The following is a 16,370-nucleotide window of genomic DNA, read 5'->3' as shown; positions in this document are numbered from 1 at the left end:
CGTCACGCTCGGTCAGGAATTGTTGAACGACGGGAAGACGCCGGCATAGGCGATGCACCAGATCAGCGCCTGGGTCGGCTGCATGTTGTCGTGCGGGATGTTCTGCCCGGTGAATGTCATCGCCTGCGGTGAGAGCGTGACCTGAGCGGGCGGCGGCAGGAAACCGTTGAATGCGGGATCGATGGCCGCGATGGCGTTGCCGGTGCCGGGGCCGAGTGCGCCACCCTCCGCAGCCTTGTTGCCAAGCTGGAGCACGTGGGTGTGCCCCGCCAATTCGGCGGTCGTGAGGCTCACGGTGCTGCTGCCCATCGTCTGGCCGATCACGCGCGGCTGCAGGCCGGGTCCGTCACCCTGGCCGTTGGTGATGCTGCCGCTCAGGTTGGGCAGCTGGAAATTGCTGGTGCCGTTGCCGCCATAGTAGGTGCCGATCAGCGCGAATAGCGGCGTAAAGCGCTGGATCGGGAGCAACTGACCGAAACAAGGCAGCCAGGCATTGTTGAAGCCATCGGTCGCGAAAGTGAAAGGAAAGGCCTGGATTTCGCCGATATAGGGATCTGACAAGCTGTGTCTCCTTGGAATGCGCCATCACGTCGATCGAAGCGCAGCCGCTCAACCGGGAGAAGGAAAAACGCCCGCGTAGCAGATGCAGTAGTTGCCAACGACGGTTGGCATCAGGTTGTTGTGGCCAAGGCCCTGCCCCGCGGTCGTGACGGCTTGGGTCGACATCGTCGTATAAGGGGCCGCATTGGCGACCGGCGCATACAGATTGTCGACGGATGCCGTCCCGAGAATAACGGATTCGCCAGGTGTCGCCGTGCTTGCGGGCTGCGTTGACGCCAGCAGTGAATGGCTGTGCGACGGAATCTCGTTGCTATTCAAGCTGTGCTCGTCTTCTCCCGCGGCCTGGCCGATCACGTAGGTCTGCAAGCCGGTCCCCGTGCCTTGTCCGATCGGAACGCGGCCGCGCAAATCAGGTGTATTGAAGGTCTGGACGCCATCGCCGCCATACGTGGTGCCAATGATCGTATACAGCGTCTCGTATTCCGAGATCGGTAGAGACTTTCCGTCGCACAACAGCCACCCGTCTGGAACGCGTGGAAATGCGAATAACCTGATCTCGGCGATAAACGGGTCAGACATCCCGGGCTCCTTTCATTTGGCGAGCACGGACCTCGCTTCGCGGCCCGAGCACGGACGTCATACGTTGAAGACGTCGTTCGTTGAAAATGGGCGGTGTCGACGCAACTGATCGAGACCCCCGAAGGCTCCGACGAAACGCTCAGTTCCGCGAGGGATAGACGCCGTTGAGCGCGATCACGTAGCTGATCGCCAGATAAGGCTGCATGTTATTGTGGGCCTGGCCGCCCCCGGACGAGCCGACGTTGGTATCGGGCGCCAGCGGCACCTCGCCTGCCCCCGCAACGGTGAAGATCAGCCCGGGATTGTCGGTCGGCAGCGTGTTGGTGGCGAACAGATTGTTCAACGGGCTCGCCCCGCGCCCAGATCCGGTGTCGGTCCTCGCCGAAAGCAGATGATTGTGAGAGGGCAGCTGCGGAGGGGTCAGCGTCACCGTCTCAGAGCCGCTCATCATTCCGGCGGGATACTGGCCAGCGCTTCCCGTCGACCCGAGGATGGCCCGGCCGCGGAGATCGGGCAGCGCGAACGTCGTGACGCCGTTGCCGCCGTAATACGTTCCGAGCAGCGAGAACAAGGCCTGGTTGGTCTGAACGGCCAGCAGCGCGCCGTTGCAAAACGCCCATCCCTTGGGTGGCTGCGGTCCGGCAAAAGGCATGATCTGCCCGAGGATGGGCTGCAATGGCATGCGTTATCTCCCAAAACGGCTGCTTCTTAATTGAGTCAACGTGGCCACCGCGCCGAAACACGTTCCACGCACACCATATATCTTCGACTGTGAAAATCAGAAACTCAAGCAAAGATTGTATGTCGAGAGCAGGACGTTGGTCAAGGGCAGTGCTTCGGGCAGATGAGGTTGTGGCAGTCCTGCAACTTGACAGAGAAACAGCAATGCCTTCGCGGTGAAATAACTTGCCCGGGAGAGAACGGGCCTCCAAGCTGAATCCTCAGTTATCTTAATTTGGAATCAAGTTTTTTAGGGCGGCGCTCCCGAATCAGGAGATGCCGTGAGGGGGCATTGTGAGACTGGCAGCCAGACTCGGCGACCGAGTTGTTCAGCGTCTGCACGCGCAGTTGCAGCGCTGGTCGAAATCATCTTTGGACGCTCTGATCGCGATCATCGTGCTCGCAGCCGCAGCCTCGCTGCCGACGGCGGCACAGGCTCAGTCGTGCACACCCAGCTCAAGCGTGGACATGAACGGGCAGGTGGCCAACGGGTCGGGCGTCACCTTCTCCGTGGCCGGCAACTGCGCTGCCATCAAGAGCGGTTTGTATCAGCAGAACGGCGCCGACATTGGTAACAACGTTCCGGTTTCGGGATCGGGTGGAATCACGGCCAGCGGCGACGCGGGTACGTTCTCCACCTCGAAAGCCACCTATCAAGTGGTCATCGGCCCAACCGGCATCAACGGTATCTCGGGCTACGTCGTCGACTACAAGGTGACGATCACGTCGCTGGCTGTGGGTGAGACCGGCGGCGCCGACTCCTTCACAATGTACTACGCACCCGGTTCTGACACGAACAGCAATATCTACGGCAACGCCACAACCCCTTTCACGGTCAACATCACCAATCTCCCGGCCAACATCGTTGCGCCGACCATCTCGGCAGCGTTCTCGCCAACATCAATTCCGTCGGGGTCGGCCGCGACCCTCACGTTGACGATCAACAACCCCAATTCTGGCTTTGCCTTGACCGGCGTCGCGGTGGCCGCGAGTGCGCTGCCGGCTGGCCTGGCGGGGTCCGGTGCAGGGACAACATGTAGCGGCGGCACGGCGACGCTCGCGGGCAGCAGCCTCAGCCTGAGTGGCGCCACGGTGAATGCCAGCTCGAGCTGTACCGTGACGCTGACCGTGTCGTCGTCGACGCCGGGCTCGTATTCCTACACGACGGGTATCGTATCGGCGACCGGACCGGGCTCCGTCTCCGGCAGTACCGCGACCACCCCGACGCCTTTGAGCGTGGTCGGCCCTACGGCGACACAATCGATCGCCTCGAAAGCGTTGACACAGAACTTCGCGGCCACGTCGTTCACGCCCGTCACTGGTTCAGGCGGCGCGGCACCGCTCAGCTATGGGGTCTCGCCGTCGCTCCCCGCCGGCTTGTCGTTCAACACATCGACCGGCGCGATTACCGGCACGCCGACGGCGATCAGCGGCGCGACCACCTACACCGTGACCATCACGGACGCCAATAGCGCGACGGCCAGCAATACGTTCAGTCTGACGGTCAACCAGGCCGTCAGCGCGACACAGTCTGTGGCGACCCAGTCGCTGACGCAGAATGCCTCCGCTGCCTCGTTCACGCCGGTCACCGGATCGGGGGGCACCTCGCCCTTGTCGTACGGCATCTCTCCCCCCCTGCCGACCGGCCTGTCGTTGAACACCTCGACCGGCGCGATCACGGGAACGCCGACCGTCACGAGCGGCGCCACGACCTACACGGTCACGGTCACCGATGCCAACAGCGCGACCGCATCGAACACGTTCAGCCTGACGGTCAACGGCGCCGTGACGGCGACGCAGGCCGTTGCGTCCAAGGTGTTGACCGCCAACCATGCCGCCACCACCTTCACGCCCGTGACGGGCGGTGGCGGTACGGGGACCTTGGCCTACGCGGTTTCGCCGAGCCTCCCGACCGGTCTGAGCTTCAACACCTCGACGGGAGCGATCACGGGCACTCCGACCGCCACCAGCGGCGCCACGACCTACACGGTCACCGTCACCGATTCCAACACTGCGACGGCGAGCAACACGTTCAGCCTGACGGTCAACGGCGCCGTCACCGCCACCCAATCGGTCGCGTCCAAATCGCTGTCGGTGAACGTCGCCGCGACCTCGTTCACCCCCGTCACCGGCAGCAACGGAACCGCGCCGCTGACCTATGGCGTGTCGCCGACGCTGCCCGCCGGCCTGAGCTTCAACACCTCGACCGGCGCGATCACGGGCACGCCGACCGCGATCACCGCGACCGCGACGTACACGGTGACCGTCACGGACGCCAACAGCGCCACCGCGAGCAACACGTTCAGCCTGACCGTGAACGGCGCCGTCTCGGCGACGCAGGCCATTCCGTCGAAGGGCTTGACCGTCAACGTCGCAGCGACGCCGTTCACTCCGGTCACCGGTGCAGGCGGCACATCGCCGCTCAGCTATGGTGTCGCGCCGGCTTTGCCGACCGGCCTGAGCTTCAACACCTCGACCGGCGCAATCACGGGCACGCCGACCGCCACGAGCGGCGCCACGACCTACACGGTCACCGTCACCGACGCCAATAGCGCGACCGCCACCGCCACGTTCAGTCTGACCGTGAACGGCGCCGTCTCGGCGACGCAGGCGATCGCCTCGAAGGTTCTCACCGCCAACCAGGCGGCGACGGCGTTCACGCCGGTGACCGGCAGCGGCGGCACCGCGCCGCTCGGGTTCAGCGTCTCACCCGCGCTGCCGACGGGACTGACGCTCAACACCTCGGACGGCAGCATCACGGGCACGCCGACCGCCACCAGCGGCGCCACGACCTACACGGTCACCGTGACCGACGCCGCCAACGCCACGGCCACGAACACGTTCAGCCTGACCGTCAACGGTGCGGTGACGGCGACGACGGCCGTGCCGTCCAGCGCGCTGCCGATCAACCAGGCAGTGACGCCGTTCACGCCGGTCACGGGATCGGGCGGAACCGGCGTGCTGGCTTTCGCGATCTCGCCGGCGCTGCCGACCGGCCTGAACTTCAACACCACGAATGGCCTCGTCAGCGGCACGCCGACGGTGCCAGCGGCGGCGACCACCTTTACGGTCACCGTGACCGACACCAACAGCGCTTCCGCGAGCGCGACCTTCAACCTGTCCGTCGGCCAGCTCGCCACGACCGTCGGACTGACCTCGTCGCAGAACCCGAGCCAGTTCGGTCAGTCCGTGACCTTCACCGCGACGGTGACCCCGACGACGGCGACAGGCACGGTGACGTTCAACGACAATGGCGCGCCGATCGGCACCGGGACGCTGGCCGGAGGCGTGGCCACGTTCTCGACGACGGCGCTCGCGGTCGGCGGCCACACCATCACGGCGAGCTATGGCGGCAACGCTCTCTACCTGGCGAGCACCTCGCCCGGCCTCGCGCAGACCGTCAACGTGCCCGTGGACAGCGTGCGTCTGCGCTCCCTCCAGCAGACCGTCAGCAAGCTGGTGGCGCAGAACTCCGGGCAGGCGATCTCCGGTGCGGTGGATGACGCCATCGCCGACGGCTTCAACGACGGCGGCAGCTTCGTGACGCCGGGCGCCGGGCGCATGCGCTTCAATTTCTCGGCCGATCCGCGTGATCAGGACGGTCGCTCTCAGAGCACGAGCGGAGCCGGCGACAGCAACAGCCGCGCCTATTCCTCCGCGCTGCCCGGTGCGTCAGCGCCGCGTGCCCGCAGCCCCGGCCGAATCGACGATGCCTTCGCGGCCATCGACCGCGGCGACAGGAAGCAGGCCGCGCCGAAATGGCACGAACAGAAGGAGTGGCTGCTGTGGGCCGACGTCCGCGGCACCGGCGTCGACCGTTGGGGCACCACGAGCGTCGGTGGCGTCGCGCAGGCCAGCCAGGCCTCGCTCTACGGCCAGCAGCTCAATGCGCTGATGGGCCTGACCTACCGCGCGGCGCCAAACTTCCTGGTCGGCGTCGTCGGCGGCTATGAGACGTTCAGCTACACCCAGCAGGACATCAATGGCCGGCTGAAGGGGGACGGCTGGACCACGGGCGCCTATTTCGGCTGGAAGATCGTTCCGACGCTCCGCTTCGATGCCGCGGTGGCCTATTCGGGCATCGGCTACAACGGCACGGCCGGGACCGCGCAGGGCAGCTTCAACGGCCAGCGCTGGATGGTCTCGACCGGCCTGACCGGCACCTACAACTGGGCCGGCCTGCTGCTCGAGCCCTCGGCGAAGGTCTACGCGCTGTGGGAGCACCAGAACGCCTATACCGACTCGCTGGGCACCCGGCAGGCCACCAATGACTTCGCCAGCGGGCGCGCCTCCGGCGGTCTGCGGGCCGCCTACCCCGTGGCCTGGTTCGACAGCGGCATCGTGCTCACGCCGTTCCTCGGCATGTATGGCGACTATTACTTCAACAAGGAGGATGCCAACACGCTCGCCGGCACTGGTCTGGCCTCGACCCCGCTGCTGCAGGGCTGGTCGGCGCGCGCCACCGGCGGTCTCGGCATCAGGACCTCGGGCGGGGCCAGCGTCGGGCTCGGCGCCGAGCTCGGCGGGATCGGCGGCAACACCCGTGTCTGGACCTACTCGGCAAAGGCGCGGGTGCCGTTCTCAGCCCAGTAGCGCCTTGCTCACACTCACCGCGGGAATCGAAGCCGCCCCATCAGGGACGGTTCCTTGCAACGGGCTGAGCGCAGTAGATAGATCCGTAGCCGAGAGATCAGTACAGCCCGCGGCCGCCCATGATGTCGCGCGCTTCATCAGCCCCATCCGCCGATTCGCGTGCCGCTGCCCTGGTGGGAGGCACGGTGCGGCCGGCTTGATCGTAGGACACCGCGCGCGGATTATCGAGGCTGCGTCCCCGCGTCCGGCTCGATGCCGACAACTCCGAGGTCGCGTTGATCGAGGCCATGTCGGCCGAGCTGTTGCCGAGCGTATACGGACGGCCCTCGGGCAGCGGGATCTCGCCGCGAATCGGACGGCTCGCGCCCATGTCGGGTACGAACGGCTTGGCCGAGGCGACACGGACCAGCGACGGCGCCGGCGCAGGGATGCCGGTGCGCAAGGTCGCCATCAGCTGGGTGTCGTCGGAGCCCTCGAGCGGCGCGCGGCCGACATATTCGACCCGGACCTTGGCGATGCCGTTGCCCTTGAACTCGAGCAGATCGGCCGCCTTGTTGGAGACGTCGATCAGCCGGTTGCCGTGGTACGGCCCGCGATCATTGATGCGGACGATCAGCGATTTGCCGTTGGCGAGATTGGTGACCCGGGCGTAGCTCGGCAGCGGCAGGGTCGGATGGGCGGCGGTCAGCGACGTCATGTCGAAGACCTCGCCATTGGCGGTCAGGCGGCCGTGGAAATCATCGCCGTACCAGGACGCCATGCCCTCGGCACGATAGTTCGCGTCCTCTTCCGGAACGTAGGTCTTGCCTGCCACGGTATACGGCTTGCCGATTCGGTAGACCCCGCCGCCCTTCGGCACCGGCTCACCGAAGCCGACCACGCGCGGGCTCGACGACACGCCGTATTTCGGATCGACCTTGCTGGCAAATTTGTTCGACGAGGCGCAGTTCGCGACCATCAGGCAGGCGAGAATGGCAACGGCGCTCCGCACCGCTCTCTCGACCGGATCTGTTTGACCAATCCCCATCGACCCCAAATACCAGTTCGCCAGTCGCCGCCCGAGCCCCACCCTCGGCTCGCACGTCCCGGCCTCCCCGAGTCGCGTTTCCCGCAACTCATTGGATAAGGATAACGCAACCCGAACACGGCGGAAATGGGGTGGCCCCCGCCGTGGTTAACCGGAGCTTTCCAGCGGTTGTCCGCGGGGTGCAATAGCTGCCCGTGCGTGCACGTCGTCACACAGCGACGTTGCGAGTGCACCTTTTTGGACACATATGTTGCGTGAAAACCTCACTTAGGATGGTTCTCATTTTTCGGAGCCTGAATCATTTTGACTGTGCAGGGCTGCACGTCGTTTGCTTCACACGGGGCGCAACAAGGGTGTGTTCACGATGATCGAAGCAATGACAGCGGTGATGGGCTTGGTTGGCGCCGGCATCTTCCTCGCTCATGCGTTTGAAGGGGTCCGGTCGCGGGCCTGACTCCAGGCAAGTCGGACAGCCGGCATTCCGGTCGGCTTTCGTCCGCTTCGAGAGCGATACTTCAGGATTGGCCTGAAGCTGCAGTTTCGACGAGCAGGCCTTCGACCAGCAGGCCTCCAATCCGGGCCAGCTCGGACGGGCAATCCAGCCGCAGCAGGTGACCCTTGCGACATCAAGACTTGCTTTCGGGCGGCTTTCTCGCCCTGGCAGCAGTGAGCACAGTGGTGTTGTGCTCGGGCCTGATGATTTTCGCATTCATGTGAACGCCGGCCTTTTGCCGATGAGATCCGGCGCCCCGCGAAAGCGCCGTTGACGAGCCGCAAGCCAGCACCCTAAACAAGTGTCGCGAAGTTGCCACGCCCTCGCCTGCGTGGCTTCGCCGGCGTTCCGACGAGCGCCGGATGGAAGGGTGGCCGAGTGGTTTAAGGCACCGGTCTTGAAAACCGGCGTGCCCGCAAGGGCACCGTGGGTTCGAATCCCACCCCTTCCGCCAATTCCACTTTCATGTTCGATTCCACTTTGACGTCGCATGCGGACGCTGCACGCGCTCTTTGCGCCAGCGCCGGTCTGTTCGCGACGGCCGATTCGATCGCGGTTGTCGCTGCTACATCGTCCGCGCCTGAAAAACTCTTGGGCAGAGGCGAATAGACTTGGCCGACGCGCAATGCTGCAATGCTCGGCTCGTCAGCGTTGAGTGGTCGCCGGGGCGCGCCACGCGGGTGGGGATGGGAGCGTCGGCTGGATCGGTTTCGTTGACTCTTGGCTGCGCGAGGCAGTGGCGAGCAAATCCAATCGCTCCTTTGCTGCAGGCAGCCGGTCGACGACGCTTCGGGGGACCGAGCTTGTCGGCCCTGGGACCAGACCGCTCAACTGTTCAGGCGCGCCCCTTCGTGCGGGCGCGGAGCGCCATGCTCAGTCGGCGGCGCTGCCGTCTCCGGCGTGACCCCGACCCGCTCCATCAGTTCGCGAACGTCGCTGATGCGGTGGTCGAGAAGCCGATAGGTCTCGCTCAACGTCCAGCGCAGCTCATCCAGCGCGCCCGGCGCCTCGTCCGGAAAATGCGCGAGATGATAGATGAGCTCGTTCAGCACCTGCCGCACGCCGTAGAGATCGTCATGGGCGAGCTTCTGGACGTCGAGCTGGCCCAGCAGGCGCTGCACGAAGCTGCGGCGTTCGGCCGGCACGTGGCGCAGATCGACGAAGCGGTTGACGTGGAAAGCTCGCGGCGCTTCGCTGCTGCCGGCCGCATGGGCCAGCGCCGCGCGCACGCTGTCCAGAGCGAGGTCCTCGGTATCGACCGACAGCGTATTCGGAAACAGGCCCTTGGATTTCTCGATCAGAGCGTGGGTCTTGTCGTAGTACCAGCCGAACTTGTCGGTCAGCGGCAGATCCAGCCATTGCTGCTTGGACATCTCGCCGAAGTGGAAAGCCGTCGGCCGCTTGCGGTGCGCGGCCGGCGAGTTTGCGTAGTAGAAGTGGTTCTCCGGCGCAACCTCGGCGTTCTCGGCCAGGCTTGCGATGCAGGCCGCGCGGTCGCGGCGGCGCAGATGCACCAGCGTGACCTGGTCGCCGAGCAGTTCGGCGATGATCGGCAGCACGGCCGCATATCCATTGCCGACGACGCACGCATGGGGGCAATCGAGTATCGTCTGGCGGATCTGATCCTCGAAGCCGGAATCGTTGGTTTCCTTGAGCTGGCAGAACAGCTCATTGAGCTCGCCCGACGCCCACTCGTGCACCGCACGGTCGCCGTTGCCCTGGTTGTCGAAGACCTCCTGCATCATCCGTGTGAGCGACGTCGTGCCGTCGCGCCCCGTGCCCACGCACAGCACGCGAAGCGCGGACCGCGGGGTGTTCTTCAAGGCGGACCCGTCATGGCCGTTGCCGGCGCGGCGCGGCGACCCATTGCCGGAGGCCGGCGTCGCGCGCGGTCGGGTCAGCCGGCGAAGCTCCGCGGATGCGGCTTCCCACTCGAGCCGGTAGCCGTCGCGCTCATCGCGCAGCCGGCCCATGATCACGCCCATCTCCTCGGTGATGCGCTTGTAGCGCTGCGAGTCATCCTTCGCAGCCTTCAACTCCGCCTGCACAGCTTCGATGAAGCGTTTCGCATCCGCATCGAGCCTCTCGGCGGTGCTCGCTTTGCCAAGACCCAACCGAGATTCAATCCATCGGCGCACGCGCACTCTCGACAACAAAATGGCTCTCCACACCAGCCGGAAGCCGCCCGCCGGCGGTAAGGCTTCGGGCACGGGCTCATCAATGACCTCAGTGCAATCCAGACGCCGCCGCAGGGCGTCTGCGTCTCAACTCTATATATGCGAATTGCTTGCAACGCACGTTAACATATATTTCAGCTCAGCGGCTGTGATGGTGCTATTGTGAAAGTTGTGCAACTCGCGGCGCGCACGTCATGACGCGGCATAGCCGCCGCGGGCCGCCCGGTCAACGCGACCAAATGGACGCAGGGACAACGGACGCTGGAGACGGAACCTCGCGCCGCCGGGATCACCAGGCGCAGAGCGATCGTGAGCTTGGGGTCAGGTATGACACCTCGATCGGCCGCCAGCACTGGGCGTCGATGGAGGGCTGGACATGATCCGTCCAGTCGGAATTGCGCGAAAGGCGCTCGCGACAGCGCAACAGGCTTGCCTCGTCCTGGTGACATTCGAGCCACACGAACACCGTCTCTCCCTCCCGGACCGGCAGCCTCGGAAAGCTGTTTGGACTGTGCTCGCTGATGAGCATGGCCTCGATGCGCGCGCCCGCCTCGCGCAGGATCGGCCGGGCGTGCTCGGAGAAGAAGCCGGCCAGAGCGGTCTCCTTGCCCGGCGCCAGTGAGCAGGTGCTCACGACCACGATGCCGCTGGCCGGCAACGAGCGGTTTCCTTCCTCGGCGCGCCGCAGATTGCGCGCGAACGGCGGCTCGGCCCCGGCCGGCTTCAGCAGCAGCACGTTGTCGGAATTGAGCATCGTCGCATTCGCCGCGGCGCGATGCGCGGCCCAGACATTGCCGCCATAGAACGACTGCAGCGCCTGCGCTCTCGCGTCCATGTCGGCAAAGGAGCGCACCCAGACGAAGGCATTGGGATCGTCGCAATCCCTGAACTCCCCCTCGATGCGCATCCCCAGCGCCTCCTGAGGCTCGACGAACGCGGTGTCGAACAGGTCGATCAGTGTGTCCCGCCCGCCAGGGCGCATGCGGTAGCGGCGCAGCTCGAAGATCGCATGACGTTGCATGGCCGTGCTCCAACAGGTCAATCGTCCTGTTTTGCACAACAGGACGATTGACCCGTTTTGTCAAGCCGCTATTCTCCGGCCGAAATGAAGGCATCCCGGCGAACCAACGATCCCGAGGGCGTGCGGCGGCGCATCGTCGACGTCGCCTACGACACGTTCGTCCGCCACGGCTATCTCGCCACGGGGATGCTCGAGATCCGCGAGAAGGCGTCCGTGTCGGGCGGCGCCATGGCGCACCATTTCCCGGCCAAGCGCGATCTCGGCCTGGCGGTGATTCAGGATCGCGTGGCGCAGGCGGTCGCGCAGACCTGGATCGCGCCACTGGAGGCTCATGCCGACGCGCCCTCCGCCATCGACGCCATCTTCGCGGCCATCATCACCGAGCTGACCGGCAAGCGCGCGGTGTCCGGCTGCCCGCTGAACAACATGGCGATGGAAATTTCGGCGCATGACGCCGACATGCGCCGCGCGCTCAATGCCATCTTCGCGGCCTGGCACGACGCCCTGCGCGCGAAGCTCTATGCCGACGTGCTCGCCGGCCGTGCCCGCGACCTGCATCCCGACAGCCTCGCGACGCTGGTGATCGCCGCCTATTCCGGGGCGATGGCGATGGCCAAGGCCCGCCAGGACGCCATTCCGCTGGCCGATGCGAGAGTCGAGCTGGCGGCGTTGCTCGCCGCCAAATACCGCGGCGCGATGCTGGCTGGTTGACGCAGTCGCAGCAGGCCAGGGCGCGGCGCGCTGAACTAATCCAGCCCGCGTTCGCGGCTGAGGCGCACCATCTCGTCGATGAAGATCTGCTTCTGCCTGTCGTCGAGGCTGGTGAAGAGCGGCTCGGAGGCGTCCGCCACCGCGCGCTGGTCGGCCGCACGGTCGACCAGGAACTGCGCCTCGTTGCGCATCTGCTCGACGATGTCGTCAGGCGGATCGCGCTTCGCCCGTGCGATGCGCAGATTGAGCCGGTCGGCGCCGTTGCGGCCGAGTGCGTGCATGGCGTCGGCGAACGGACCCCAGCTCTTCGCCTGCTCCTCGGTCAGATTCAGTCCGGTCTTCAGACGCTCGACATTGGCGTCGCTGTTGGCGACGATCTGCTCGGCTGTGAGCTCCGGCGCGCCCGGCTGCGTCAGCATCGGCGTCGCCCTGGCCACCTTGCTCGTCTTCGCCGCCTTGGAAGGCTTCGCCTTCCTGCCGTCGGCCGGCGGTGCCGCGGGCTGCGCATTCTGCTGCTCGCTGTTGCCGGTGAATGCTCCCGTGACGCCGGTGACCACGCCGACGACGCCGCCGATCGCGCCGCCGAGCACGCCGCCGACCGGGCCCGCCGCCCTGTTGCCTTCGCGCGCGCCCTGCTCGACTCCCTTGAACAGGCCCTGCGCGTCAAGCTGACGCGGCAGGCCCGCGAGCACGATGAGGCCGACCGCCGCTCCTATTGCAATGCATCCGAAAGACCGGCGCCAACTGCCGGCGAGGCTCGCCATCATCCGTTCAGGCTCCATGCAACACGTCCAACCGTCTCGCGGCGCTGCCGTCGCGACGGCCATGATTCCACCGAATTCTATCGTTGCCGCAACGCGCAAGTCCATCTGCCGTATGGAGTGTGACGTATCGACCGCCGCCCAGCTCCATTTGAATCCTGCTTCGATCAGGTCTCGCTTTGCAGCGCAGCGTCCATCGTTGCGATGCAATCAGTTGCGCCCTCTGCGACGAATTGTGCACGCCATTAGTTCTAAGTTTCTCCTCACCTGCTTTCTCGACAGCCGCGCGCAATTCTGCTCTGATTGCACTCAAGCGAAATCCATGCGCGCATGACGCGACGCAATAACTAACAAGCTGGATTCGCATCAACAGAATGCTTGGCTCACCAGGGAGGGAACGCCATGTCACGGAGGAAGCTGAACCGCCGACAATTCGTTGCCGCGACCGCTGCCACTTCGGCGGTCATGATCGCCGCGCCCTATGTGCGCGGCGCCTATGCCGCCGGCAAGCTCTCGATGGGGTTCTGGGACCATTGGGTTCCCGGCGCCAATCAGGCTTCGACCGATCTCGTCAACGAATGGGCCGCCAAGGAGAAGGTCGAAGTCCAGATCGACTACATCACCAGCCAGGGCAAGAAGATCGAGCTGACGATCGCCGCCGAAGGAGCCGCAAAATCCGGACATGACCTGATGGCGATGCCGACCTGGTGGCCGCATGCGAATGCCGAGCTGCTGGAGCCGGTCAACGACATCATGGAGCCGATCATCAAGGAGAACGGCGAGGTCAACGGCACCGTCAAATATCTCGGACAATCCGGCGGGAAGTGGCTCGCGGTGCCCGCTTGCGTCGGCAGCCAGATCAAGGGCCCGTGCACCCGCATCGACCTGATGAAGAAGCATGCCGGGATCGACGTGCAAGAACTGTATCCCGCCGGCGGCCCGCCGAAGGCGGACGGCTGGACGACGGAGACGTTCCTGAAGGCGGCGGAAGCCTGCCAGAAGGCCGGCGTTCCCTTCGGCATCGGCCTCGGTGAGACCACCGACAGCGTCGACTCCGCCGGCGCCTTCTTCCAGGCGTTCGGCGCCGAGCTCGTGAATGCCAAGGGCGACGTCACGGTGAAGACCGACGCGGTGCGCCAGGCGCTGGAGTTCTACAAGCGGCTGATCGCGGCGCTGCCGCCGGATGTCGCCTCGTGGGACGACGCGTCGAACAACAAATGGCTGGTGTCCGGCAAGGGCGCGATGATCATGAATCCGCCGAGCGCCTGGGCGGTGGCCAAGCGCGACGCGCCGCAGATCGCCGAGCAGTGCTGGACCCACGGCTTCCCGGCCGGGCCGAAGGGCCGCTTCGCACCGTTCCTGCCCTATTTCTGGAGCATCTGGTCGTTCTCCAAGAACAAGGAGGCGGCCAAGAGCCTGATCGTGCATCTGTCGAAGCCGGCCTCGATCGAGAAGATGGTGGTGGCGAGCGGCGGCTATGACCTGCCCGCCTACGAAAAGCTGACCACGCTCAAGGTCTGGCAGGAGCAGGGACCGCCCAAGGGCACGCTCTATCACTATCCCAATCCCTATAATCACCAGACGCTGTCGATCGCGGCATCCCCTGCTCCGCCGAAGATCGCGCAGCAGATCTACGCGCAGGCGACCATGACCAAGATGTGCCTGCGCTACGCCCAGGGCGAGAAGATGGACGCAACCTTGGCCTGGGCCGAGGGCGAGTGCGAAGGCTTCATGCGCAGCTGAGCCGGCTTCGTTCGCACATGGACGGTCCGCATCCCGCGGGCCGTCCTCTCTGCGCCGTCTCCTTGCCCGCCCAGTGAAACCCGGCCGCAGCCGGGACCATCACGAGGAGCTCTTTCTCATGGTTGATGCCGCCATCGGCGAAGATTCCGTCGTCCGCCCGCGCAGGGCCGCCGGCCGCAAGGGCCTGCGCCATGCGCTGAAGCGCAAGTCGACCGTCGCTTTTCTTCTGACGCTGCCACTGATCCTGCTGATCACGTTGCTGGTGGTCTATCCCGCCATCTATTCGGTGCATCTGGCGACGCTGAACAAGTCGATGCAGCGCTTCGTCGGCTTCGGCAATTTCGAGTTCCTGTCCAAGCGCGACACGTTCTGGCTGGTCGTCAAGCAGTCCTGCATCTTCGCGATCACGGCCGTCGTGTTCAAGGCGCTGATCGGCTTCATCGTCGCGCATTTCGTCCACAACATCCCGGCCAAGGGCCAACGCAAATGGCGCGGCATGCTGTTGGTGCCGTGGGTCATCCCGCCGGCGATGAGCACGCTCGCCTGGCTGTGGCTGTTCGATCCGTCCTATAGCGCCTTCAATTACACGCTCGCATTCTTCGGCATCGGCCCGATCCCGTGGACCGGCGATGCGGGCTGGGCGCGTTTCTCCGTGATCCTGGTCAACATCTGGTACGGCGCGCCGTTCTTCATGATCATGTATCTGGCGTCGCTGAAATCGGTGCCCGACCAGCTCTACGAAGCGGCCGCCATCGACGGCGCCAATTGGTGGCAGCGGATCTGGTACGTGACCTTGCCGATGATGCGCAACATCATCGCGATCACGACGCTGTTCTCGCTGATCGTCACCTTCGCCAATTTCGACATCGTCCGCATCCTCACCGCCGGCGGCCCGCTCGACAAGACGCACATCTTCGCGACCTGGGCGTTCCGCGTCGGCATCGAGGGCAGCGACATTCCGCTCGGCGCCAGCGTCTCGCTGTTCATGGTGCCGATCCTGGCGGTCGCCGCGATCTTCATCCTGCGCGACGTCAACAAGCGGGGGAACGAATCCTGATGAGCACGCTCACCGTCGACAAGGCCGGCCCGACCCGCAACGTCAAATACGGCTCGATGAGCCGCGACCGCGCCTGGGCGCTGCGCTGGTCGTATTTCTTCCTGACCCTGTTCGCGATCTTCTCGCTGGTGCCGCCCCTCTACATGCTGATCACCTCGCTGAAGGGCAGCGCCGAGATCTCGGCGGCGACCAATCCGTGGTGGGTGTTCCACCCGACGCTGGAGAACTATGTCGGGTTGCTGACCTCGAATCAGTTCCAGCGCTTCTTCTTCAACTCCGCCATGGTCTCGATCGTGGTCGTGATCATCACCATGCTGATCAGCATTCCCGCCGCCTTCGCGTTGTCGCGGATGAAGTTCTGGGGATCGGCGACGCTCGCCACCGGCGTGTTCCTCACCTACCTCATTCCGGACAGCCTCCTGTTCATCCCGCTGTTCAAGATGTTCGCCCTGATCGGCGACGTCACGGGAATCCAGCTCATCAACCGCTGGTATGTGCTGCTGTTCATTTATCCGACGCTGACGGTGCCGTTCTGCACCTGGATCATGATCGGCTATTTCGCCTCGATCCCGAAGGAGCTCGACGAGGCCGCGATCATCGATGGCGCGTCCTGGCTGCAGACGCTGACGCGGATCTTCATTCCCGTCGCCCTGCCCGGCCTGATCGCGGCGACGATCTTCGCCTTCACCGTCTCCTGGGCGCAGTTCCTGTATCCCCTGGTGTTCACGACATCGGCCGACCAATTGGTGCTGCCGGTCGGCATCGTCACCACCCTGATCAAGGGCGACGTCTTCAACTGGGGACAGATCATGACCGGCGCGCTGCTCGGCGCGGCACCACCGCTGATCATCTATGCGTTCCTGATGGACTACTACATTGCCGGATTGACCGCCGGCGCGACCAAAGGCTGAGACAGGGGTTGATCTG

12 protein-coding genes and 1 tRNA gene are annotated in these 16,370 nt (G+C 65.0%); 6 read left to right on the top strand and 7 right to left on the bottom strand.

What is annotated here, in order from left to right; translation table 11 throughout:
* Nucleotides 1–12 precede the first annotated feature (12 nt).
* The 3 genes from HL666_RS18540 to HL666_RS18530 all read right to left on the bottom strand — a co-directional run bounded on the left by HL666_RS18540 (nt 13) and on the right by HL666_RS18530 (nt 1,822).
* Entirely contained in the window at nt 13–561 is a 549-nt protein-coding gene (locus HL666_RS18540; protein WP_172108896.1) for a phage tail protein, read from the bottom strand.
* Nucleotides 562–609: 48 nt separating this feature from the next.
* A complete protein-coding gene (locus HL666_RS18535; protein WP_172108898.1) occupies nt 610–1,140 on the bottom strand; it encodes a phage tail protein in 531 nt (176 codons plus the stop codon).
* A gap of 139 nt (nt 1,141–1,279) precedes the next feature.
* Entirely contained in the window at nt 1,280–1,822 is a 543-nt protein-coding gene (locus tag HL666_RS18530) for a phage tail protein (protein WP_172133082.1), read from the bottom strand.
* A 506-nt stretch (nt 1,823–2,328) separates the two neighbouring features.
* On the opposite strand from HL666_RS18530, the gene HL666_RS18525 reads away from it, so the two are divergent.
* Nucleotides 2,329–6,453: a putative Ig domain-containing protein gene (locus tag HL666_RS18525; RefSeq protein WP_246741567.1), complete on the top strand. Its 4,125-nt coding sequence runs from the start codon at nt 2,329–2,331 to the stop codon at nt 6,451–6,453.
* 97 nt (nt 6,454–6,550) lie between these two features.
* On the opposite strand, the gene HL666_RS18520 is transcribed toward HL666_RS18525, so the two are convergent.
* Complete coding sequence (locus tag HL666_RS18520) at nt 6,551–7,480, bottom strand: septal ring lytic transglycosylase RlpA family protein (protein WP_172182877.1); 930 nt, start codon at nt 7,478–7,480, stop codon at nt 6,551–6,553.
* A gap of 857 nt (nt 7,481–8,337) precedes the next feature.
* Between HL666_RS18520 and HL666_RS18515 the strand changes: the two genes are divergently transcribed.
* Nucleotides 8,338–8,427, top strand: a tRNA-Ser gene (locus tag HL666_RS18515).
* A 373-nt stretch (nt 8,428–8,800) separates the two neighbouring features.
* On the opposite strand, the gene HL666_RS18510 is transcribed toward HL666_RS18515, so the two are convergent.
* Both HL666_RS18510 and HL666_RS18505 read right to left on the bottom strand, forming a co-directional pair.
* Nucleotides 8,801–10,087, bottom strand: coding sequence for a hypothetical protein (locus HL666_RS18510; protein WP_246741566.1), 1,287 nt, complete (start codon nt 10,085–10,087; stop codon nt 8,801–8,803).
* Between the two features lie 352 nt (nt 10,088–10,439).
* A complete protein-coding gene (locus HL666_RS18505) occupies nt 10,440–11,171 on the bottom strand; it encodes an NIPSNAP family protein (protein WP_172182875.1) in 732 nt (243 codons plus the stop codon).
* A 120-nt stretch (nt 11,172–11,291) separates the two neighbouring features.
* Between HL666_RS18505 and HL666_RS18500 the strand changes: the two genes are divergently transcribed.
* A complete protein-coding gene (locus tag HL666_RS18500; protein ID WP_311975911.1) occupies nt 11,292–11,882 on the top strand; it encodes an LmrA/YxaF family transcription factor in 591 nt (196 codons plus the stop codon).
* A 35-nt stretch (nt 11,883–11,917) separates the two neighbouring features.
* On the opposite strand, the gene HL666_RS18495 is transcribed toward HL666_RS18500, so the two are convergent.
* A complete protein-coding gene (locus HL666_RS18495; protein ID WP_246739066.1) occupies nt 11,918–12,562 on the bottom strand; it encodes a Spy/CpxP family protein refolding chaperone in 645 nt (214 codons plus the stop codon).
* 483 nt (nt 12,563–13,045) lie between these two features.
* On the opposite strand from HL666_RS18495, the gene HL666_RS18490 reads away from it, so the two are divergent.
* From HL666_RS18490 to HL666_RS18480, 3 genes are all read left to right on the top strand, one after another.
* Nucleotides 13,046–14,386: an ABC transporter substrate-binding protein gene (locus HL666_RS18490; RefSeq protein WP_172108908.1), complete on the top strand. Its 1,341-nt coding sequence runs from the start codon at nt 13,046–13,048 to the stop codon at nt 14,384–14,386.
* A gap of 118 nt (nt 14,387–14,504) precedes the next feature.
* A complete protein-coding gene (locus HL666_RS18485; RefSeq protein WP_172182871.1) occupies nt 14,505–15,443 on the top strand; it encodes a carbohydrate ABC transporter permease in 939 nt (312 codons plus the stop codon).
* On the top strand, nt 15,443–16,354 hold the full coding sequence (locus HL666_RS18480) for a carbohydrate ABC transporter permease (RefSeq protein WP_172108912.1): 912 nt from the start codon (nt 15,443–15,445) through the stop codon (nt 16,352–16,354). Before HL666_RS18485 ends, HL666_RS18480 begins: the two co-directional genes overlap by 1 nt.
* Nucleotides 16,355–16,370 lie beyond the last annotated feature (16 nt).

Source organism: Bradyrhizobium aeschynomenes (assembly GCF_013178945.1).
Taxonomy (GTDB): Bacteria; Pseudomonadota; Alphaproteobacteria; order Rhizobiales; family Xanthobacteraceae; genus Bradyrhizobium; species Bradyrhizobium aeschynomenes.
Note: the sequence above shows the minus strand (reverse complement) of the source record. Positions and strands in the feature narration are given on the sequence as shown.